Origin of the sequence: Shuttleworthella satelles DSM 14600 (genome assembly GCF_000160115.1) — a bacterium.
GTDB classification, from domain to species: domain Bacteria; phylum Bacillota; class Clostridia; order Lachnospirales; family Lachnospiraceae; genus Shuttleworthia; species Shuttleworthia satelles.
Window position 1 is genome coordinate 225053 of sequence record NZ_GG665866.1, and the last position, 20709, is coordinate 245761.

A 20709-nucleotide genomic window follows, 5' to 3' on the forward strand; every position below is an offset into this window, starting at 1 on the left:
TTCTTTGTTTATTTTAATATAAGTTCTTCCTTTTTAATATATTAAAAACAATCATTTTCCTTACCCAATTTCCCCAGCAGGCTCTTTGCCTTCTTTACCGCCGTTGACTTGGCAGTGCTGTTTGCGATTTCGGAAAGCCCCTTCCAGATACCATCTTCCTCCGGAATGTATCCCCGTTTTACCGCCTCCCTCAAATAACCTGCATAGTATATCGCAATATCAAGAACCCGATTGACCCAGACCGGCGGTTTCTTCTCTTTTAGCGTTCTTGCCCCGGCATGAGAAATACACTCGCTTAGCATGACCCAAAAGACACTTAGGAGCTCATTTTCCTTCTCAATGATCCGTATCAGCTTAGCTGGGCTGATCGCCTCATGAGCCAGGAGCTCTCTTGTGATATCCCGAAGGAGCTCACAGGACAGATCTCCTTCATTTACCAGTCGGCGGACAAGACTCTTTGCCCCGTAAATGCTCTCTCCGTCCTGGGCCAGGCTTGCCAGGGCAATCGTCAAAAAGATCTTCGAGTAGGGAGTTGCTCCTCCGTCAAGAGGACCATTTTTCCCCTTGCGCCAATTCCTGAACCTGCTTACAACAAGCTTTTTTCTGTCGGGATCGTAATGAAGCCATACTTCTCTTCCCTCTCCGGCGGCAACTTCTTCGCCCTTCTTAAGTTCTATGCCCGAGAGCTGTCCCTCCTCAGAAATGCCGTAGAACCATCCGTAAAGAGTTACCTGATACCGGCAGTCAGAGATATCCGGCAGCTGCAGGTAAAACTGAAAGGCCTTCTCCTTTTTTCTTACCTCCATACTCTTGACACAAAATGTCACCTGATCTTCAATTGGCTCTTTGCCCTCATGCGGAATGCGCCAGACTTGCTCGAAGTCCACCGGACGACTTTCTGCCTTTTTGCATGCCTCTGCATCCCCGGCCGGCTCAGGTGCAAGAGTATTGCGTCTGTCGATGACTTCCCTGGCATAGCTGACCGCCTTCGAGGAGCCCGTCCTGGCGGCCAGTTTCTCAACAGCCCTCATCTCTAAGAGTTCTTGGGGCGCCAGATCTTTTTGTACAGCCAGAACCATCTCTTCCAAATCATCTCTCAAAAACTTTACGAGCTCGGCTGTACCTGCCAGCATGCGCGGCGCGGCAAGGGATGCCGCGACCAGGTCACATGCCGCTTGCCAGAGCAGGCTTAACAGCCCCTCATTTGCCAGATTCTCCATGGCCAAAGCCAAACTTGCCAAATTGCAGGGCTCACCCCCGGTCCAGTCCAGATAGGAAGCATCTGCCAACTGCGGCAGAAGAAGGCCTCTCTCCCAGGCTTCATGCGTTGCCCGAATCACATCGGCGGCATTTTTCTCCGTCAGATTGCCCCAGACGGCAATCCAATTCATAAGCGCTCCCTTGGGAATCGGCTTTTTTCGCCTTGCGATCTGCCTTAAAATAAGGCCCTGCCCGTGATATACCTCCCACTCTCTGCGCACAGCGGTCAGGGAGAAATCTCCCCGATTGGGAAAGATGGAAAAGAGGTCACTGTAGCTGTAGGAAAAACGATTGGGCAGTAGGCTAAGGCTTTGGGGCATGGCAAAATCTATCCTCCAGTAGGGCGTCTTTCCCGGCACAAATGCAGGCTCTACATAGGGATCCTCTAAGTAGGCAGCAATGATTTCTCCCGCCATAACCGCATTTCCCCCTGCATCCTGCAGGATTTCCCCGGAGGGAAGCTGAATTTGCAGATGCAGAGACTCCAGCCTCTCTATACTTCTTCTCGTCTTCTCTTCTGCCAGAAGTTCCAAATCCAGTCTTGTCAGAGCCAGCTGTAAATCCGGCTCTGAAACATATGGAAAATGCTCCCCCTCATATCGTTCGAGCCTCTCAAGAAGATCTGTCAGACGGATGCTCAGATCCTCAAAGCCCGGTGTACTCAAAAGGCAGGGCCATTGGTCAATCGTGGCAAACAAGACCGATCTTCTTGCATAGAGGAGTTCTCCGTATCCCATCCGGGATACTTCTCTCTCGCCATTCCAATCTCTGATCATGCGATCCGGACAGCAATCATATCCCAGCCCCTTCACCCAGCAGGCCAGAGCCAGAAGGCCGCCGGAACCATCGGTCGGGATCCCGCCAAGACTTATTTTGGCCGCCTGCGGGTTCTCATAGGCAATGCGATTTGCCAGCGCCAAAAATCTCTCGAAGCTGAGATCCTCTACACACTGCCTTCTTGCTGCAATCTCCGCCAGAAGATCTGTCAGCTTCTCAGGGGAAATCTCTCCGATCTCAAAGCTTGGAACCTCCCAGAGTTTTGGTGTCTTTTGCCAGAGCCCCCTCAGTCCCTGCCGATGATCCTCCACTTCGACGCTTAATCCCCAGGCCTGCTCCAGCTTTGCAGCAAGTCGGGCAATTCCTGGATCCTCCTGCTGCTTATAAGGTAAAATCCACTCCACAAATGCCTCCGCTGACATCGCCTTCTCTCTCTTGAGAGCCGATTGCAGAATCATTTTTTTGACTTTTTTCGTCTTTGCGGAAGTACAGGAAATCAACAGGGGATAGAGGAAATCCTCCGAAGCGCTCTCAATGAGAATGGGGGCAAATCTTTCCAGAATTGGTGTTTCTCCAAGACTCAGCAGGGGAAGGATGCTCTCTGCCCGAGACCTGATCTCATCATCGGACAAGCCGATTTGCTCAAGAACATTGATAAAAGCCTTTCTGTCGCCCGGCCTCTGGGCAATCTGCAGGCCATAGAAAACCTGTTCCAAAGCCTGATCTCTGTCAAGTATCCCATTCTCTACGCCCCAGATCAGAACTTCCGAAAAAGGTCCTGTCGCCGGCACATTTACAGAAATACCCGCTTCAATATGTTCGCAAAACCTTCTTAAAAGTTCCTCTTTTTCCAGGACAAAATCATCGTCAAATGTATAATCCTTTTTGCGGATCCCCAGAATCACAGCTGCCCCGGCTGCCCAGTCCTTCATATAGTCCACAGACTCGGGTATGGCAAGATTCATCTGATGAAGCAGTTTCAATGACAGCATTCCCAGACGGGACATGGAATGCTCCCAGCTTCTCCTGTTTGCGCTGGATGTGGCATTGATAAAGTTGATGGCATAGCTCTTTCCGCGAGCCTCAATCGCTCTTAGAGCAACTTCACTGGATCGACTGACAACATTTGCGGCTCGCCTGGCATCTACACCTACACGGATGGCAAAGATAGCGAGCTTGTCCAGGTCTGCATCCACCACAGGGACAAATCCATAGCTGTTTGGGGACAGCTGCTTGATTTCCGTCCACTCTCCGGATTTGAGTCCTTCTCTCGCGATCTTTTCTTCATCCTGCTTTCCTGTCCCGAGCTTTAGAATATCGTCAAAATCCGTCTCCTCATATCCCAGAGAACGATAGATTTCCACTGCTTTTTCAAGTTTACTTGCCATAGGATATTCCCTTTTTCATTTTTACTGCCAGAATGTGCTTGCAGGGACCCCTGCTGTTTTGATGCCGCAGGTACCAGCTGCAGGTGCACTTTGCATCTTCTGCTCTTCCGTCAACAGGATAAATGACCCTGTAATCCGCATCGCCGGATCTCACATGCCATATATTGTCTTCTATATATGTGGTGCTTTCCATCAGCTTTTTTGCAGCCAAAAGCCTGGGATTATCCCCTAATATTCTGTCCGGATCATCAGGCAATTCCCTGTGGAAAAAGGCATTCTCTCGAACGTCAAAGCCGAGCTTTCCCGAGACTGCCAGAAACCCTATGGCATCCTTCATATCCTCTTTTTCGATTCCTATCGATTTGGACATGCCATCAAGATCAAGTTTCGGCTCGAAATTCAACACATCATCAATCCGATCTGCGTATTCTAGTATTTTAGGATCGGAAAGAGAGTCAAGAAGCGCCCCCTCGCCTGAATAGCCCTCGTAACTCTTGGCGGTTACGCCCAGGGTTATATTGGCGCCCGGCATACAGACTTCAAGCATCATCTGTCCGGCTTCATCAGGCGCATAAAAATAAACAGCATTTACATGACGCATGATACGCTTTAGGGCGCTGAGTCTGTGAAGGCCATATATATAAACACTGTTTTTTCCCTTCACGGATTTTAAGACCACGCCATTTTTTGTCGCCGTCAACCATCCGGCCTGCTCCTTTCCCGTAGCAGGCGGCAGCATGGCAATAAAGGCCTTTGCCTGCATCCCCTCCACATGGAAGCGGTATTTCATTTTCTGATACAACATGGCCGTGTTGCCCAGGGCTCGAATCCAGCGATCCGGCATTTTTACCGGGCGTTGGAACAACATCTCCGTCAGCGCAGATCCGTCATCAGACTGCCTGCTGTGAAATGTCCTCCAGCCATCGCCGCCAATTCGGAACTTCAGGCGGTCCTGGTCTCTTAGCTGCAACAGGGATTTTCGCAATTCATTTCCAATATCCACATTTGTCGTGCCATAGAGAATCTCCCCCTCTAAAGCGCTTTGAAAGAGATCCATTCTCGCATAAACGCCATTGCAGGCAGAAAAACACTCCGCCCTGAGTCTGTCTCCCTGGGCGGAGAGAATCGGATCCTTCTGACCCACCGGTGCATACTTGAAGTATCTGCTGCTTACAATGTCTGCCAACACCAGGAGTCCCCCCGAGACCACCAGGGGATTCGCAAGCTCTCCACTGAAAAATAACGGATTCTCTTCCACCCCTTTCGGTGTGAGAGCCGGCGCTATGGATAAGGATAAATTGCCGTCAGTAAGACTTGATCCCCTCTTAAATCCCCTCATGATCCCCCCTCTGCAGCAGATGTATTTATATTGCCCCGGATCTTAATATCTGAGCCTGTAATCTTTCTTAAGCATCATTGTAACAGAAATCCATCTGGCATCTTATAGCTTTATTGCCATATCGTACTTTCTTTTTTGGGTACAGCATACTTCCTGCGCTTTTGAATGCCCATAATAATGAAGATGATTCCGCAAATCATCAAGTTTTCTTGTGGATAATGTCAAGCACTGTTCGCAAAAGTTACCATTGAGGTCTGCAGTTGATCAAGCGGCTGTCTGGGTTAACAGTGTTGCCAGTAATTCTATACGCCTCTATGACAACTTTTGCGAACAGTGCTTGACACCATCTTCCAGACCGCCAGGTCTCGAAAACAAAGCAAGCAGCCAGACGCCTTCACAGTTTCACGTCTGACTGCCATGTATTCCGCACCGGATGATGCGGTATCAATATTTGTCTCGCCATGTCATTTCTGCTCGGCCTATGCCGCTGAAATTTTTCATAGGCCGTTTTGTTCTATACCTCTTCCCATCCTCCTGCTTGCACATCATATTTTGCAAACTCACCGGTATCCGTAAATTCAGATGCTGTCATTCCCACTTCAAATATACAATCAAAGTCGTTTGAAGTTGAAAAATACAATGCACTGTCTGTCAAAAACGCTTCTCCAAAATCGGGATGTTCAAATATTTTTCCGCCACTGCGATACCCTACCGATTTATACTGATATTTTAACAAACGGTTTTCCAATGCTGATTGTTGCTCAGGTGTAAATTTATCAATATTTTCCTCTTTTTCAAAAAAATCCGCTTGTGCTGATTGCTGTTCTTTCTGTTTTGTGCCAACAGTGAACAAAGAAATTGTATAACTCATTTATCATCTTCCTCCTCATCAATATTATAAAGTGCCTATCATGATTTCTACAAGACCACTCACCAAAACGGCGACAGGCTTTCTAAACAATTTACCTAGCTTATTATCCTTCAGGCAATAAGTATCTCTCGTGAAACTCGCTCAATTCAACAACTCCCTTTTGGACCTGCTTTTTCTTCCATTCAATATTTGATCGCCCTTCTTGTATCAGAAGATATTTGCAATCCACTCCCGGACCGTAGCTACATGGTCATTGATCCATCCAGTGTTCAGAGGCTTAAAGATACCCTTTCCCTTGTAAATTGATGACATCGCTTTTTTCTAAAAATTTATTGCTTTCTTTGACATTGAATTTTTCCATCCAAATGCCGGAGGAGGTCCAACATTTACAGCATGAGGCTTGAATTAATCCATTCAACTGCTATCCTTCCCATTTCTGCACGCTCCCTGTAGCAGGCTTCCGGATCTTCTTTCTCTGATTTGATGAAATACTTTATTTCCTTACCGCAGTATTCCATCATCATGTGGCCCATATGATCAAAGGACACATGCTTATATTGATACTTGAATTCATTTTCTCTAAGCCGTTGCATGATTTTTTCACAACTTTCCTCAGATGGCCAGATCGTATCAACCTTCGTTGAAAACATCAGGATCGGAGCCTTGATTTTTTCGACAGGAATAACAGACTCATCTGCTACTTTTTTGCCTGTATTAATCGGAAGAATATTATACTCATGTGCCTTGAGAATCATTCTCATTGCATAAAATTTACGCTTGTTGTATGAAGTAAACGGGATTTCTTTGCTCTGATAGATCCAGCAGCTGTGTCCGGACGGTTGACCAGAAACAAGCCCTTCGCTGTAAAACCATGATGGTGTCTTTACAATCACCGTAAAAAATACCGGAAACTGAACAGCCGCTGCAAATGCAAGTTCTGCGCCCTTAGATAGACCTTCAATTCCTATATGTTGATACCCGATCCGCTTCAGATACTGTACAGCGTCTTCAATCAACTCCAACGGTATTCTGTCAAGAGACTTTTTGGTGTGCTTTGTTCTAAAATATCCCAAAGCGAGCGCCGGTATCCCATTATCAATCAGATATTTTGCCGATTTACCAGCATGCTGAAGACCACCGTCACTTCCAGTAAAAACAATTATGATTTTTTCCTTATTGCCTGATTCATACAGTAGGCCGTCCCTTATTCTCGATTTTCTTGAAATCTTCGATAAAAGCTTTTATTTTATCGTTCATAATATCGCCTTTCTTAGTGTACAGTGGTTTGTAATAGTGTGTAATTTAGGTATAGGTTTCGGCCGAATGATACCGATTAACCGCATATATCTAACGCGTCCCGTCGCTGCGCTTTAGTATGCTTCGCAGATTACTTCTGAATTGGCATCAAATTCCTCATTGAAGCTAACTAGCAGATACAGTTCGCCTGCTGGAGATTCGCCCACATAATATCCTAGTGCAAATGCATCGTAGCATCCATTCTTATCGAACATTATACCAGTGAGCGAGATACCTTCGATATCCTCTTCGGGAAAATTTTCCTTTATCAGGCGCAATGCCTCCTGATCCAGCTCGGTGAGTTCGACACTTAACCTTTTCATTAATGGGTCGGGGATAGATTTTACATCCCTTTCGCTGTATCCGGAGAAGCTAACGTGCAAGTCCTTATCGGACTTGCGACTTATAAAGTATATTCCTGCTGGTGATCTTTCCCATGACTTGCCCTGCCAGAGGGCGATGAGTTGTTGTTTGGTCATATGATATCCTCTGTGCTTATTGATTATTCAATATGTGCTATCGCGGTTTATAGCTCTGAATCTTCATCGGTTAGCACTTTCTTCTGCCAGCAACGCTTACCGCACTTTGGGCACCTCATATATCTGTCTCTACCTCTATGCGGAGCTAAGATCACCTTGTGCTTGTGCATTATATTCATAATCTTTGATATCTCTCACTATTTTAAATCCAGCTCAGCCCCTCAACATTTTTCAGCACCATAGTTTCCCCAGTATAGTCATTTTTTAATTCGACTTCATTTTCTTTGACTTTCACATTATTATACCAACCACCGAGACCAGCACTTTTCCCAGTGTGTATGTTGATAAGCCTGCTCGTTATAGGATCCCAAGTGTGCTCCTCCACCGTTTCTGCAAGCAGATAGTAAGCATCTAAAAATATCAGATTCCTTCCATACATCCAAAACGGAAGCTTAACATCTAAAAGTGGTAATTTTGCAGAAAAAATTTCATCGCCATGCGGAGGCACTGTTTCGTAGTGAAAATCTATCTCACTGCCAAAATATGCGATAGTCGCCCCTTCACAACCGATATTTTGAGGAACACCTTCCTTAGCTAGTATAAACTCCATGGTGTCTCCTTATATTTCGCTTAGTACACACTCACCAGTTCTTTCCAAAAAGCAAGACTACTGTCAAAAGCCTCGCGTTCCATCAATTCCACAAACTCTTTTTCAGCATGCTTCCAAACAGCGTATTGAGCAGTTCCCATCACTCTTATCAATTCTTTGAAATCGGAAGCAATAGGCGCTATCTCCTCATAACTCATGTCACTTGTGAATGCATATATTTCTCCAGATTTACATTCTAATAAAATAGTATAGGGATCTCCATTTGCAATAATTATTAAGTCCTTTTTATGAAGAACCGAATATTCCTCATATTCCAAATTGCGGTTAATTAGCCAGTTGAGGCTCATTTCATCCCCATATCCGAACTGGTAGCTGAGAAAGCCGAAATTCCCCCAATTGTAACTTAAAATATTTTCTGTAAATACCGAATCTAAATACTCTATTTCAAGTTCAGATTTTAATTTCTCGATTTCGGACGGAGTAATTTCCTTTTTTCTAAGAATAATTCCATCTGTTATTTCAGCATCAAGTCCCTCTGTTTCTTTCATTATTGAAGATATTATTTCGTCGATTGTTAGTAATTGCATCTACAGTTACTTCCTCTGCTTTATGACTTCATTGGAATGCTTGTTTTCTGATCTGCCTCACGTGTCAAGATCATTCGCCATCAAATCAACACTCGGAGGACTCAGTCCTCTTCGGTATAGAAAGGAGTTGGGTGTGGCTGTCTAAAAAATGTCCGCACCTCCATTTGATGATTTAGACAAACCGGGATTTCTTAAGCTTTCGTTATTGGAATCCAAAGTTCCATTTTATAGTCTTTGTTATCCATATCACCTTCATAGTAATATTCAAAATCAGGGCTTCCCGAATGAACATAACCATATTCAGGGAAGAATACTTCCATAGCATATTTCCACCCATTATGAATACACTCCGGAACACTTCCTGTTAATTCTACAATGGCATATTCTGCTTCTTCAACTTCCAGAATATCTAAGCCCATATTTTCTGCTTTATTAGCATCTTTAACGATATAACCTGCCATATAATTGATAGTGCCTGGGCTTTCTATATCGTGACAAACACCTACACTTTGTCCCTCTCCCAGACTTGCTAATTCATCATGACTATATTTTCCATATAGTTTATCCCAAACGCTCGGACATAATGATGAATTGATACTTTGTTCATTTATGCCTGCAACTATAAACGCTTTTTTCTTTTGAATTGTAATTTTCATACTTCTTCCTCCTCTGACACTTAGTGCTAACTGCACCCTGGAAACTAGTTTGAATGGTTTCCCGTTTCTAACTTCTGAAGGAGTATATCCATGAATGTTTTTAAAAGCAGTTGTAAAAGAATCAGGTGACTCATAACCATAATTCATAGCAATATCAATAATTTTTTTATCTGTCTCTCTAAGTAATATAGCTGCTTCGGATAATCTTCTATTTCTAATATATTCGCTTAGGGTCATATCGGTCAAAATTGAGAATAAACGACTAAACATTGCAAAAGAATAACCCGATAAATAAGCAACTTGTTTCTCATCTATTTCATCATTTAAAACCCTTTCAATATAATCGATTGTATCATTGAAAGGTTTAATGAGATTCATGCAGATGCTCCCTTCATTGAAATAACAGCAATTCTATTCTACTCATTTACTAATATCATAATATCCAAAATATTTTTCGCTTTGTAATGTTCAATAACAAGTTTGTCCCAAAATTGATTCCATCCAAATATTTCTCCCTCATCTTCCGGAAGAACTAATGAACATACTCTGTAAAAGCTTATTTTTCTAATTCTACTCTTTGAACAGCCAATCGTCCCTAATTCAGTTCTTTAATATCGATCATAATTATATCCTTTCATAATTGATGGATAGTTCTCTAAATTCATTATCCCATCTTGCAATCTCTTCCAGTGTTTTAGCTAATTCTTTATAGTCTTCTCCAACAGAGTTTATATGAGCTTGTCCAAAAAGAATTGCTAATTTCTCTTTTATTTTTGATCGTCTCAAATCATATTTTTCTAAGAATTTACATAAATACAAGTTCCTAACCGATGCCAGTTTAAAACTAAAATATTGGTGCAACTTTTTCTGCTCATCATTCAGTCCATTTTCTGCTACTACTTTCGCATAATTTGAGATAACCCCTTCCTCACCAAATTCATATCGTTTTTTGATAACAAGAGAAGTCTCATGATAAATCTCTTCATCTGTTGGAAATCTTAATTTTCTAAGGTTCCCCCACATAGAATATGAGCCTCTTTTATATGCTATACTTTCAGCTTTCCAAGCTTTCAGAAATTCTGCAAAATTTACCTTCAAACAAGCAAAGCCTGCCGGATCGTGAAGATAGATATCATTATCTGTCAAATCATAAACTGATACAAAATGATCTACCCCATGCAAGACCTGGCAATTGGGGTTATAAGTTAAATATCCCATATCCAGCGGTCCGACAATGACAGAGCCAAAAGCTAATAATCTCTCTAGCTGCACTTTAATAACATCAGAATTAATTTTACTTGAGTCTTCCAGGTAGTAGTCATCATATTCAAATCCAAGAATTCTCAAGCAATTACTAATAGATTGGTCAGGTGATCCATTATCGAAAAAAACTAATGGATGCTTTTCATCCTCATGAGCAACATTTGCACCATTTCCCATAACCATTATTGCTTCTAAAAACTCTGGCCGATATTCAAATCCATAAGAATCAAGTGTCATAGCTAGAGAATTCGTATAACAAATTGATACTTCACCAAAATATTGATCCAATTTTGTACCTCCTTTGCATTTATATCTACAGCATAGAGGCCTATTAAAATGTATTCCCTATAATTCTTGTACAAATATTATAGGGTTTATCTCTGCGAATTCTAATTTGTCACCCACTATTTTCACAAAAGCCTCCCACCAGAATGATGGAAGGCTTTTGAAATAATTTTCCTATCTTATTGCCCTTTGGGCAAATAAACATTGCTCGTAAAACTCGCTCGATTCGACAACTCCCTTTAGAACCTATTTTTCTTGCTTTTCGTATCATATTGATACACTTTTACTTCTTATCACTCTCTTTCCTTAGCTGCTGTACCCAAATTGTACCCAGCGACTCCTTAAACTTTGCAGACACTGTCTGCAAAATAAAACCTTTCTCATCGCCTCCTGCTTACTTATTCGCAGAAACAATTTTGATATATCGCCTATTCTTTGTAACTGCCGTCATCCTAACCTTGTCCATATCTACCAGCTGCACCAACAATTGTCTGGTTCGTGGTGCCTTCAGACCAATCATATCTGCCACCTCTTCGGCGCTGTATTCTCTTCCAGTTTCCATCTTTTCAAGAATTTCTATCTGCCTTTTAGTCAATGACTCCTGAGAATCTGCTGATTTTTCTGCTGATTCTGCTGATTTTTCTGCTGATCCTTCTATTAGCTGTGTTCCATAGTTGAGATTTGGGAAAGTTACGATGAATTCCGTGTGATCTGAATAAAACTCCGGTTCCTTTCCCGGGATGAAATTGGCCGCGTTCTCGTAGCCATCTAGTATCTTTCCAAGACCACTTCCGGAACGCTCCATGTACCCCAGTCGATCAAAAATATCCGCCAATAACGGATTTCTTCTCCTTGATGGAATACGGTCTATATTCCTGTCCTGTACCTTGGTTCCATCCACCATTCCTCCAGGAGAATAAATCTCCATGCGGTCATCGAAGATATCCACATGAACTTCACTGCCATGTTCCATGTAATCACGATGAACTAGGGCATTCACTAATGCTTCGAAATAACTTCGATGAACATATTCCGGGAATTCCAGCCTGGAGTTATCCGTCTTCTTCCAGATTGTCTTGGAATTGTTCTTGATAAAGGATTCCACATCCTTCAGAAGGGAAATCAGGCTGCCGCTGAATTCCTTGTGATCCAGGGCATCTACAATTCCGCCACTCTTCGTTTTTCCACTCCATCTGGTGCAGAAGACTCTGGAATATCGAATGGGAGATTCATCTGCAAGGAGAGCTCCGGCATTCGTCAGTCTTCCATCAGATCCGACGAGGCCAAAGGACTCATATTCCTTTTCATCCATGCTTCTGCCGGTCCATATCTTGTAATGCTCTCTTACCTTTGAAAAAGAATAGTCTGAAGCTTCGTACTGCGATATAAGGGAATCAAAACTTGAGTTCTTTCCCCGAAGCACCAGCTTTCTCAGATCTGTTGGAGTTGCCGGAACGCTCTCATTTCCAATACGTACAAACGCTTCCGTGGTGCCATCAGCACAATAGTAATAAGGCGTTTCTTCGCCTTTTTCTACATCCAACACGATGAGCTTCTGTCCGTCTTTGGTCTTATAGAAACTCAGGTTAAAGTCGGGAAGGGGATTGAGCCGCTGCTTGATGATCTCACTGATCTTCTCCGCATCCCCTTCAGCATCAGCAAGTCCTATAACCTCATCCTCATCTGAAATTCCAAAGATCAGAGCACCGCCAGTAGTATTTGCAAACGCGCTGATGCTCTTGCACCAGCTTTTCGGCTTTCTGGTCTCCACAGCCTTCTTTTTATCATATTCAGTTGCTTCGCCAATCAATTTCTCTAAAATTCCCGATTCAATCACGGCTCTGCTGTTCATCCTGATACTTTTTCCCCTGCAATTTTTGTAACAATTCCTCATACTTCAGCTGATAGGAGATCAACCTCGGGATATATTCCGGAGGTTGACGTCTGCCTGCTTCCCAGTCCTCAAGCGTCCGAAGAGGAATTCCGGTATGCTCAGAAAATTCTTTTCTGTTCATACCAGCACTGGATCTTAAATCATGTATACTATCCGCTACCTTCATAGTATCCTCGATTACTTCTGTCAATTCGCAATGCGTGGTTTTATAATATCACTCCACATGAACCAAGACAACAAAAAAGAGTGACTCTTCTGAAAAACAGTGGAGTATCAGTCCAGTTCCAGATGCATCAGCACGAGCTCCTGCCATTTGGAATCTCTTGTCCGGAATCCCGATGCACAAGGTCTCGATGACATCAATCGCCATGATGATTTTTGTATTGCCGCCGGTTTGGTTGTCACCGTGACAACACAATTTGAGCCAATAAGACGAAAATAGAGGTAATGGATGTAGAATCCATTGCCTCTATAGAATACGTACCACTTGATAGAAGTAGTGCAGATATTCGTTATTCGAACTCAATCGTTCCCGGCGGCTTGGAGGTAATGTCGTAGAATACCCGATTGACGTGATTCACCTCATTGATAATGCGTGTCGTCACCTTCTTCAGCACTTCATAGGGAATCTCAACCACATCCGCGGTCATAAAATCCACGGTATTGACGGCGCGAAGGGCAATGGCGTAATCATAGGTTCGCTCATCTCCCATGACGCCGACGGACCTCATATTGGTCAGGGCCGCGAAATACTGACCAGCCGTCCTGTTGAGACCTGCCTTCTCCATCTCCTCACGATAGATGGCATCTGCCTCCTGCACAATCCTGACCTTCTCCTCAGTAATAGCACCGATGATGCGGATGCCAAGGCCGGGACCCGGGAAGGGCTGACGCATGACCAGTTCCTCGGGAATACCGAGATGAAGACCGACCTTGCGGACTTCATCCTTGAAGAGATCACGAAGGGGTTCGACAATCTCCTTGAAATCGACATAGTCCGGCAGACCTCCCACATTGTGGTGAGATTTGATGGTTGCGGACTCTCCGCCCAGACCGGACTCCACCACATCCGGATAAATGGTTCCCTGCACCAGATAATCTACCCGGCCAATCTTTTTGGCCTCTGCCTCAAAGACACGGATGAACTCTTCGCCGATGATCTTACGTTTTCTCTCCGGTTCCTCGACGCCTGCCAGTTTCTCGTAGAAGCGGTCCTTGGCGTTGACGCGGACAAAATTGAGCTCATAGGGGCCCTCCGGCCCGAAGACCGCCTCGACCTGATCTCCCTCATCCTTGCGCAAGAGCCCATGATCGACGAAGACACAAGTCAACTGCCTGCCGATCGCCTTGGACAAAAGAACCGCTGCGACAGAGGAGTCGACGCCGCCGGAGAGTCCGCAGAGGACCTTGCCGTCGCCGATCTTCCTTCGCAGAGACGCAATGGTCTGATCCGCAAAATCATCCATTCGCCAGTCCCCGGAACAGCCGCAGATCCTGAGAACAAAGTTGGCCAGCATCTGCCTGCCATATTCGGAGTGAAGCACCTCCGGATGAAACTGGAATCCATAGAGCTTCTGATCCTCCCTGGCAAATGCCGCGTTGGGGCAGTTGTCCGTGTGGGCGATGACAGAGAATCCGGGGGCCAGTTTCGTCACATAGTCATTGTGGCTCATCCAGACCACTGACTCTTTCGGCACTTCCGCAAAGAGAGGGTTCTTCGTCTGGTCCAAAGCCATATGGGTCTTTCCGAACTCCTTCTCATTGGCCCGCTCTACCTTACCGCCCAGAATATGCATCATGAGCTGAGCGCCATAGCAGAGTCCGAGAATGGGAATCCCCCACTCAAAGAGTTCCCTGGGGGCGCTGGCCGCATTTTCCTCATAGACACTGTTAGGGCCGCCGGTCAGGATGATCCCCTTGGGATTCATCTTTTTAATCTGCTCCAGAGGCGTCTTATAAGAATATATCTCACAGTAGACATTGTTCTCCCGGACACGGCGGGCCACCAGCTGATTGTACTGTCCGCCGTAGTCGATTACGATAACGCGTTCCGGCATATTTCTTTCCTTTCTTGACCTAAGGTAACCGGAGGAATAAACCTCGATCAATTCTGTAAAAGAGCTCTCGCCTTTCTAAACTACCTTCCATCTTCCATTCTCCGATAGGAATTTCTAAGTCCGATGGCATTTCTCCAGAGCCTGGGATAGAACAGAAGGAGCATAGGCCAGATCTCCAGGCGGCCGGCCAGCATGTCAAACATCAGGATGAATTTGCTGACCGGCTGCATCCATCCAAAATTGGCCGTGGGCCCTACCAGAGACAGACCAGGCCCGATATTGTTGAAGGTGGCCGCAACCGAGGTGAAGGCCGTGACCAGATCCGTGTTCTCAATCGCGCAGATCCCCAGAAGAGAAGCCAAAAAGATCACAATGTAGACCGCCAGATATATATTGACAGACCGCATGGTGTCGTGCTCCACCGGATGTCGGTCCATATAGACCTTCTCCACATTCCTGGGATGCAGGTAGAGGTGCATTTCCTTCTTGATGGACTTAAAGAGGATCCATATGCGGGAGACCTTGATTCCGCCTCCGGTCGATCCGGCACATGCTCCGATGAACATGAGCAGAACCAAAATCGCCTGAGAGAGCTTGGGCCAGAGGTCAAAGTCTGTTGTGGAATATCCTGTTGTCGTGATAATGGATCCCACCTGGAAAGCCGACTTGGTCAGAGCATCGAAGAAACCGGCTGTCATAGGAAGAATATTGACAGTGACCACGAGAACCGCCAGCAGAACAATTCCCAGATAAACCCGCACTTCTTCCATGGCCAGAGCCTTTCTGGCCTTCTTATCCGCCAGAAAGTAGTAGAAATTGAAGTTGATTCCGAAGAGAATCATAAAAATCGTAATGATCCACTGGGACAGGACATGGTAGCTTCCCACAGAGGAATTCAGGATCCCGAAACCGCCGGTTCCGGCCGTACCCAGGGACAGGCAAATGGCATCAAAAACAGGCATACGGGAGAGAACCAAAAGAATGATCTGCGCAAGGGTTAAGACCGCATAGATAATGTAGAGCAGTCCCGCGGACTGGCGCATTTTCGGCATAGTCTTGTCCACCTCCGGTCCCGGGCTCTCCGCCCGCATCAGGTTGATGGGAGAACCGCCCACCATGGGGATGATTGCCAGCATGAAGACCAGGATTCCCATACCGCCTACCCAATGGGTGAAGCTTCTCCAGAAAAGTGAAGTATGTGACAGGGCTTCCACATCACTCAGGATCGAGGATCCGGTTGTTGTAAATCCGGAAATCGTCTCAAAAAGAGCGTTGGTATAATCCGGGATCTCTCCGGTGATAACGAAGGGGAGCGCTCCGATCGCGGAGAGGACAAGCCAGCTTAGAGCCGTTGTAATGCAGCCCTCCTTCAGGTAAAAGGTATTGTTCTGAGGTCTTCTCATACCTAAGAAACTGCCCAGTAAAATACAGATCAGCCCCAGACCCGCATAGATAACCCCCTGCTGTTCCCGGTAAATCAGAGCTACCAGACAGGGTAAAAAAAGAAGGAGCCCTTCTATCCGCACAATATGGCTGAGGACATAGCGAATCATTGAACCATTCATTACATCATGCCCCCTTATGCCAAGATATCACAGATTTCCGTGTAGCCGACATTGGTCGTAATAATCATGACCGTGTCTCCTGCATGGATCATATCATCTCCGGATGGAAAAATCAGATGTCCCTTATGATTGATAAAGCAGACCAGAGTATTGGGCTGCAGCTGAAGATCGCGCAGAGGAATATTGGTGATGCGCTTATCGTCATCGACCCGGAACTCCAGGGCCTCCACCCGGTTGTCAAAGAGATGATAGAGGGTCTCTATGTTGGATGTGCCGGAAGCCCTCTTGGCCCTGACATAAGCGATAATCGCGTCGGAAGTCAGATAGCGGGGACTTAAGACAGATCCCAGATCCAGATCCTCGACCACCGCATCGAAGGTAGTCCGGTTGATCTTCGTGACCACCTTGGCCCTGGTCTCCTTTCTGGCATGAAGAGTGAGCATGATATTCTCCTCATCCATCCCGGTCAGGGGGACAAATGCCTCCGTGCCCCTTAATTGCTCCTCCAGAAGAAGGTCCTCATCCGTTCCGTCTCCGTGAATAATGACGGCCTCGGGAAGAAGTTCTGTCAGCTCGTTGCAGCGGTCCAGATCCTTCTCGATAATCTTGACCTCAATGCCCATATTGAGCAGCTGCGAAGCAAGGTAATAGGCTGCTCTTCCTCCCCCTACGATCATGCAGTTGCGAATGGGCTTGTTCTCCACGCCAACGCTCTTCATGAAGCTCCTCGCGCCCCTGGGAGAAGCTACGAAGGTCAGGGTGTCTCCCGCAGACATGATGGTATCGCCTCTGGGAATCATCACATCCCCGTGGCGCTCAACTGCTCCCAGGACAACATTTCCCAGGTGATTCTTTCCGAAATCAGCCAGCGACTGCCCGTCCAGGGAGGAGCCTGCCGGGATGCGCAGCTTAATCAGTTCCGCCTGCCCGCGGGCGAAGGAGTTGACCTCCAGGGCGCTGGGCAGATATAGGATGCGGGAGGCCTCCCTGGCCAGTTCCAGATCAGGATTGATCACCATGGCAAGTCCCAGACGCTCGCGAAGAAAAGCGATCTCCGCGGAGTACTCGGGAGAACGGACGCGGGCAATAGAGGCGACATCGGAAGACCTCTTTGCAATCGTACAGCAGAGCAGATTGAGCTCGTCAGACCTGGTCACCGCGATAAAGAGATCCGCCTCCTGAATTCCCGCGTCATCCAGTTTTGAGAAAGAAGCTCCATTGCCAACGATTCCCATAATGTCCAGGCGGTTGGTCAGATCCTGCACCTTGTTGCGATTGGAATCAATAATCGTAATGTCATTGCCTTCTTTGGACAGCTGTTCCGCCAGGGTTGACCCCACCTTACCGGCTCCGACAATGATAATCTTTAAAGCCGCCGCCTTGACGGCAATCTCCTGCATTTGATTTCGAAACATGGAACTATTTACTCCTGCCCGCCCTCTTGGGCGAATGCCCCTTCAATTTGTCCGACAGCACATTCGACGGTAGCCTCTATATCAAGATAATCCTCGTCAACCACGATGTCCGCGTACTGCTCATAGAGAAGAATTCTCTCTTCGTAGAGATCCCGAAGGGTCTGCCCCGGCCGATGTACAACACCTCTTGCCTCCAGGCTCCCCAGACGAGCCTCAACTCCGGCATAGGACAGGCGCAGGTAGACAACGAGACCGATTTCTCTCAAATGAGCCATGGCATTTGCGCCATATACCGCGGACCCCCCGGTAGCAATGACCGCGTCCTCTGCCTGGAGGGAGGCAAGTATGCGGTCTTCGATCGCGTTAAATCCCTCGATGCCCTCCTCCGCAATCGTTTCCCTGAGAAGCTTTCCTGTCTTCTCCTGAATCACCAGATCCGTATCGACGAAGCGCTTTTTGAGCACCTTTGCCAAAATAACGCCGACCGTGCTCTTCCCGCAGCCCGGCATCCCGATTAAGACAATATTGCTTTTCGTCATTACTTGGTTCCGAAGATGCGGTCGCCGGCATCGCCGAGACCAGGGCAGATATAGGCGTCTTCATTCAGTTCGCGGTCTACGCAGCCGACATAAATCTGCACGTCAGGATGCGCTTCATGCAGGCGCTTGATCCCCTCGGGAGCTGCCAGAATGCACATGAACTTGATCTTCTTCCCCCCGTGCTGCTTAATGAAATCAACGGCCTCAACGCCGGACCCGCCGGTAGCCAGCATGGGATCCACAACCAGAATTGTCCTCTGCTCAATGGGCGCCGGCAGCTTGCAGTAATACTCATGGGGCTCATGGGTCTTGGGATCTCTGTAAAGGCCGATATGGCCCACCTTTGCCGTGGGAACCAGGGTCAGGACTCCGTCTACCATTCCAAGGCCGGCCCTTAGGATGGGAACAATCGCCATCTTCTTACCGGAGATATAGGGTACCATAGCCTTCTCCAGGGGCGTCTCTACCTCCCTGTTCTCCATGGGCAGGTCCCGCAGGGCCTCGAATGCCTCCAGCATGGCGATCTCCCCGACCAGAGTTCGAAACTCATTGGTGCCGGTGTGGATATCGCGAAGCATGGAAATCTTATGCTTGATGAGGGGGTGATCCATGATAATTACATGATCCATATCTGCCATTTTCTAAGCCTCCAATTGCCTGTTGCATGTTCCAACAAATTTTAAGTTTAAGTGTCTTATAAGTCAATCTGTACTCCGCGCTGAATATTCGCCACCACACTCCTGGCTGAATATTCTGTCACATCATTTCATTATCATTTCATTATAGTAACCCTATATCAGTCACTCTTCGCCCATGCGTGAGCATTCTATCCCTTTCTATCCCTTTAGTTCTCTAGCGATCTTCAAAGGCACCCTCTTCGCCCATGCGTAAGCATTCTGTCACATTATTATATAAATCGATCTTCGCCCCACCTGAGTCAGTCACATCATTTTTTGATTGTGACTTCTGCTCAAAATGCATATACTGTAGAAGATTTGGAATTCTTTCGGCCTCAGCTTATGAAAGGGGACACATTATGAATCAAAAAAGCGCTATCAAGGACGCAAGACAGCTGGGCATTCCCAAGATGCTCATCCTGGGTCTGCAACACATGTTTGCCATGTTCGGAGCCACCGTTCTGGTTCCCATCCTGGTCAACAACTATTTTCAGGGACAGGGGATGAGCGTGCAGGTCACCCTCTTTGCCGCCGGGGCAGGGACCCTGCTCTTCCACCTAATCACCAAGCGCAAGGTTCCAGCCTTCCTGGGCTCCTCCTTCGCCTTTCTGGGCGGTTATGCCGCTGTGGCAGCCTTAAATACCGGCATGTATGCCTCTATGCCCATGCACGAGAAACTGGCTTATGCCAACGGCGGCGTCGTTGTCGCCGGCCTTCTCTACCTGGTTCTGGCCGCTGTCATCAAGGTCGCAGGCGTCGAGAAGGTCATGCGCTTCCTTCCTCCCGTTGTCACAGGCCCGATCATCATCTGCATCGGCTTAAGCCTCGCCCCTTCCGCCATCAGCAACGCGTCCACCAACTGGCTTCTGGCTGTTATCGCCTTTCTTGTCGTCGTCTTCTTCGAGATCTGGGGACGGGGTATGTTCAAGATCATTCCCATCCTGATGGGAGTCGTCATCGCTTATTTCTTCGCTCTTGCTTTCAACGCCCTTGGCATGACCAATGCCGATGGCTCCGCCATTCTTGACTTCGCCAGGGTCAGCTCCGCCTCCCCTGTTGCCCTGCAGCCCTTTTACCTCTGCAAATTCGACATCACAGCCATCCTGGTAATGGCCCCCATCGCCATTGCCTCCATGATGGAGCATATCGGCGATATATCCGCCATTTCCGCGACCGTCGGCCAGAATTTCATCACTGATCCCGGCCTAAACCGGACCCTGGTCGGCGACGGACTGGCCACCGCCTTCTCCGCCATTATCGGAGGCCCCGCCAACACCACCTACGGCGAGAACACCGGCGTGTTAGAGCTCTCCAAGGTACATGACCCAAGGGTCATCCGCCTCGCCGCCCTCTACGCCATTATCCTCTCCTTCTCCCCGAAGTTCGCTGAGGTAATCACCACCATGCCCGCCGCCATCATCGGAGGTATTTCCTTCATCCTCTACGGGATGATCTCTGCCATTGGCGTGCGAAATGTCGTCGAGAACCGGGTCGACTTCACCCGCACCAGAAACCTGATTATCGCGGCAGTGATCCTGGTGTCTGGTCTGGGCTTCTCCAATGGCCTGACCTTCCAGATCGGCAGCGCCCACATCACGCTTACCTCCCTGGCCATCGCCTCTATCCTCGGCATTGTCATGAACGCCATCCTCCCCGGCAATGACTACGTCTTCATGGAGGGCGATATGTCTGAGGTCAAGAATGACATCATGCTGGACGAAGAAAACCGGGAACACATCCGCTGATTCCTC

The 20709-nt window shown here is 47.0% G+C and carries 17 protein-coding genes; 1 reads left to right on the top strand and 16 read right to left on the bottom strand.

The genetic code is table 11. The annotated features are described in order from the left end of the window. Positions 1-41: 41 nt before the first annotated feature. From GCWU000342_RS01090 to upp, 16 genes are all read right to left on the bottom strand, one after another. Positions 42-3425, bottom strand: coding sequence for a hypothetical protein (locus tag GCWU000342_RS01090; protein WP_006905317.1), 3384 nt, complete (start codon positions 3423-3425; stop codon positions 42-44). Then, complete coding sequence (locus tag GCWU000342_RS01095; RefSeq protein WP_006905318.1) at positions 3415-4764, bottom strand: SWIM zinc finger family protein; 1350 nt, start codon at positions 4762-4764, stop codon at positions 3415-3417. Before GCWU000342_RS01095 ends, GCWU000342_RS01090 begins: the two co-directional genes overlap by 11 nt. Before the next feature lie 514 nt (positions 4765-5278). Continuing rightward, positions 5279-5635: a hypothetical protein gene (locus GCWU000342_RS01100; RefSeq protein WP_006905319.1), complete on the bottom strand. Its 357-nt coding sequence runs from the start codon at positions 5633-5635 to the stop codon at positions 5279-5281. 386 nt (positions 5636-6021) lie between these two features. Continuing rightward, positions 6022-6651, bottom strand: a complete 630-nt coding sequence (locus GCWU000342_RS01105; RefSeq protein ID WP_169304654.1) for an acyl-CoA thioester hydrolase/BAAT C-terminal domain-containing protein — start codon at positions 6649-6651, stop codon at positions 6022-6024. Positions 6652-7005: 354 nt separating this feature from the next. Next, positions 7006-7410 carry a hypothetical protein gene (locus GCWU000342_RS01110; RefSeq protein ID WP_006905323.1) on the bottom strand — a complete coding sequence of 135 codons (405 nt, stop codon included), beginning with the start codon at positions 7408-7410 and terminating at the stop codon, positions 7006-7008. Positions 7411-7612: 202 nt separating this feature from the next. Further along, positions 7613-8020, bottom strand: a complete 408-nt coding sequence (locus tag GCWU000342_RS01115; protein ID WP_006905325.1) for a hypothetical protein — start codon at positions 8018-8020, stop codon at positions 7613-7615. 20 nt (positions 8021-8040) lie between these two features. Continuing rightward, positions 8041-8607: an SMI1/KNR4 family protein gene (locus tag GCWU000342_RS01120; RefSeq protein ID WP_006905326.1), complete on the bottom strand. Its 567-nt coding sequence runs from the start codon at positions 8605-8607 to the stop codon at positions 8041-8043. 191 nt (positions 8608-8798) lie between these two features. Then, positions 8799-9641: an AraC family transcriptional regulator gene (locus GCWU000342_RS01125; RefSeq protein ID WP_006905327.1), complete on the bottom strand. Its 843-nt coding sequence runs from the start codon at positions 9639-9641 to the stop codon at positions 8799-8801. Between the two features lie 246 nt (positions 9642-9887). Then, positions 9888-10814, bottom strand: coding sequence for a cysteine peptidase family C39 domain-containing protein (locus GCWU000342_RS01130; protein WP_156784459.1), 927 nt, complete (start codon positions 10812-10814; stop codon positions 9888-9890). A 391-nt stretch (positions 10815-11205) separates the two neighbouring features. Beyond that, on the bottom strand, positions 11206-12663 hold the full coding sequence (locus GCWU000342_RS01135) for an ATP-binding protein (RefSeq protein WP_006905329.1): 1458 nt from the start codon (positions 12661-12663) through the stop codon (positions 11206-11208). Beyond that, positions 12641-12871: a helix-turn-helix domain-containing protein gene (locus GCWU000342_RS01140; protein WP_006905330.1), complete on the bottom strand. Its 231-nt coding sequence runs from the start codon at positions 12869-12871 to the stop codon at positions 12641-12643. Before GCWU000342_RS01140 ends, GCWU000342_RS01135 begins: the two co-directional genes overlap by 23 nt. 346 nt (positions 12872-13217) lie before the next feature. Then, on the bottom strand, positions 13218-14762 hold the full coding sequence (gene guaA / locus GCWU000342_RS01145) for a glutamine-hydrolyzing GMP synthase (RefSeq protein WP_006905332.1): 1545 nt from the start codon (positions 14760-14762) through the stop codon (positions 13218-13220). Positions 14763-14842: 80 nt separating this feature from the next. Beyond that, a complete protein-coding gene (locus GCWU000342_RS01150; protein ID WP_044958390.1) occupies positions 14843-16327 on the bottom strand; it encodes a TrkH family potassium uptake protein in 1485 nt (494 codons plus the stop codon). A gap of 14 nt (positions 16328-16341) precedes the next feature. Further along, on the bottom strand, positions 16342-17742 hold the full coding sequence (gene trkA / locus GCWU000342_RS01155) for a Trk system potassium transporter TrkA (RefSeq protein WP_006905334.1): 1401 nt from the start codon (positions 17740-17742) through the stop codon (positions 16342-16344). Positions 17743-17750: 8 nt separating this feature from the next. Continuing rightward, complete coding sequence (locus GCWU000342_RS01160) at positions 17751-18281, bottom strand: shikimate kinase (RefSeq protein ID WP_006905335.1); 531 nt, start codon at positions 18279-18281, stop codon at positions 17751-17753. Further along, positions 18281-18910: a uracil phosphoribosyltransferase gene (gene upp / locus GCWU000342_RS01165; RefSeq protein WP_044958410.1), complete on the bottom strand. Its 630-nt coding sequence runs from the start codon at positions 18908-18910 to the stop codon at positions 18281-18283. The genes GCWU000342_RS01160 and upp overlap by 1 nt, the downstream gene beginning before the upstream one ends. 407 nt (positions 18911-19317) lie before the next feature. Here upp and GCWU000342_RS01170 point away from each other — a divergent pair, with 407 nt between their 5' ends. Then, entirely contained in the window at positions 19318-20703 is a 1386-nt protein-coding gene (locus GCWU000342_RS01170) for a uracil-xanthine permease family protein (RefSeq protein ID WP_006905338.1), read from the top strand. Positions 20704-20709 lie beyond the last annotated feature (6 nt).

Excerpts from the sequence above, each read along its gene's own strand:
- GCWU000342_RS01090 (WP_006905317.1), bottom strand. The coding sequence starts at position 3,425 with ATGGCAAGTAAACTTGAAAAAGCAGTGGAAATCTATCGTTCTCTGGGA.
- GCWU000342_RS01095 (WP_006905318.1), bottom strand. The coding sequence starts at position 4,764 with ATGAGGGGATTTAAGAGGGGATCAAGTCTTACTGACGGCAATTTATCC.
- GCWU000342_RS01100 (WP_006905319.1), bottom strand. The coding sequence starts at position 5,635 with ATGAGTTATACAATTTCTTTGTTCACTGTTGGCACAAAACAGAAAGAA.
- GCWU000342_RS01110 (WP_006905323.1), bottom strand. The coding sequence starts at position 7,410 with ATGACCAAACAACAACTCATCGCCCTCTGGCAGGGCAAGTCATGGGAA.
- GCWU000342_RS01115 (WP_006905325.1), bottom strand. The coding sequence starts at position 8,020 with ATGGAGTTTATACTAGCTAAGGAAGGTGTTCCTCAAAATATCGGTTGT.
- GCWU000342_RS01120 (WP_006905326.1), bottom strand. The coding sequence starts at position 8,607 with ATGCAATTACTAACAATCGACGAAATAATATCTTCAATAATGAAAGAA.
- GCWU000342_RS01125 (WP_006905327.1), bottom strand. The coding sequence starts at position 9,641 with ATGAATCTCATTAAACCTTTCAATGATACAATCGATTATATTGAAAGG.
- GCWU000342_RS01135 (WP_006905329.1), bottom strand. The coding sequence starts at position 12,663 with ATGAACAGCAGAGCCGTGATTGAATCGGGAATTTTAGAGAAATTGATT.
- GCWU000342_RS01140 (WP_006905330.1), bottom strand. The coding sequence starts at position 12,871 with ATGAAGGTAGCGGATAGTATACATGATTTAAGATCCAGTGCTGGTATG.
- guaA (WP_006905332.1), bottom strand. The coding sequence starts at position 14,762 with ATGCCGGAACGCGTTATCGTAATCGACTACGGCGGACAGTACAATCAG.
- GCWU000342_RS01150 (WP_044958390.1), bottom strand. The coding sequence starts at position 16,327 with ATGAATGGTTCAATGATTCGCTATGTCCTCAGCCATATTGTGCGGATA.
- trkA (WP_006905334.1), bottom strand. The coding sequence starts at position 17,742 with ATGTTTCGAAATCAAATGCAGGAGATTGCCGTCAAGGCGGCGGCTTTA.
- GCWU000342_RS01160 (WP_006905335.1), bottom strand. The coding sequence starts at position 18,281 with ATGACGAAAAGCAATATTGTCTTAATCGGGATGCCGGGCTGCGGGAAG.
- upp (WP_044958410.1), bottom strand. The coding sequence starts at position 18,910 with ATGGATCATGTAATTATCATGGATCACCCCCTCATCAAGCATAAGATT.
- GCWU000342_RS01170 (WP_006905338.1), top strand. The coding sequence starts at position 19,318 with ATGAATCAAAAAAGCGCTATCAAGGACGCAAGACAGCTGGGCATTCCC.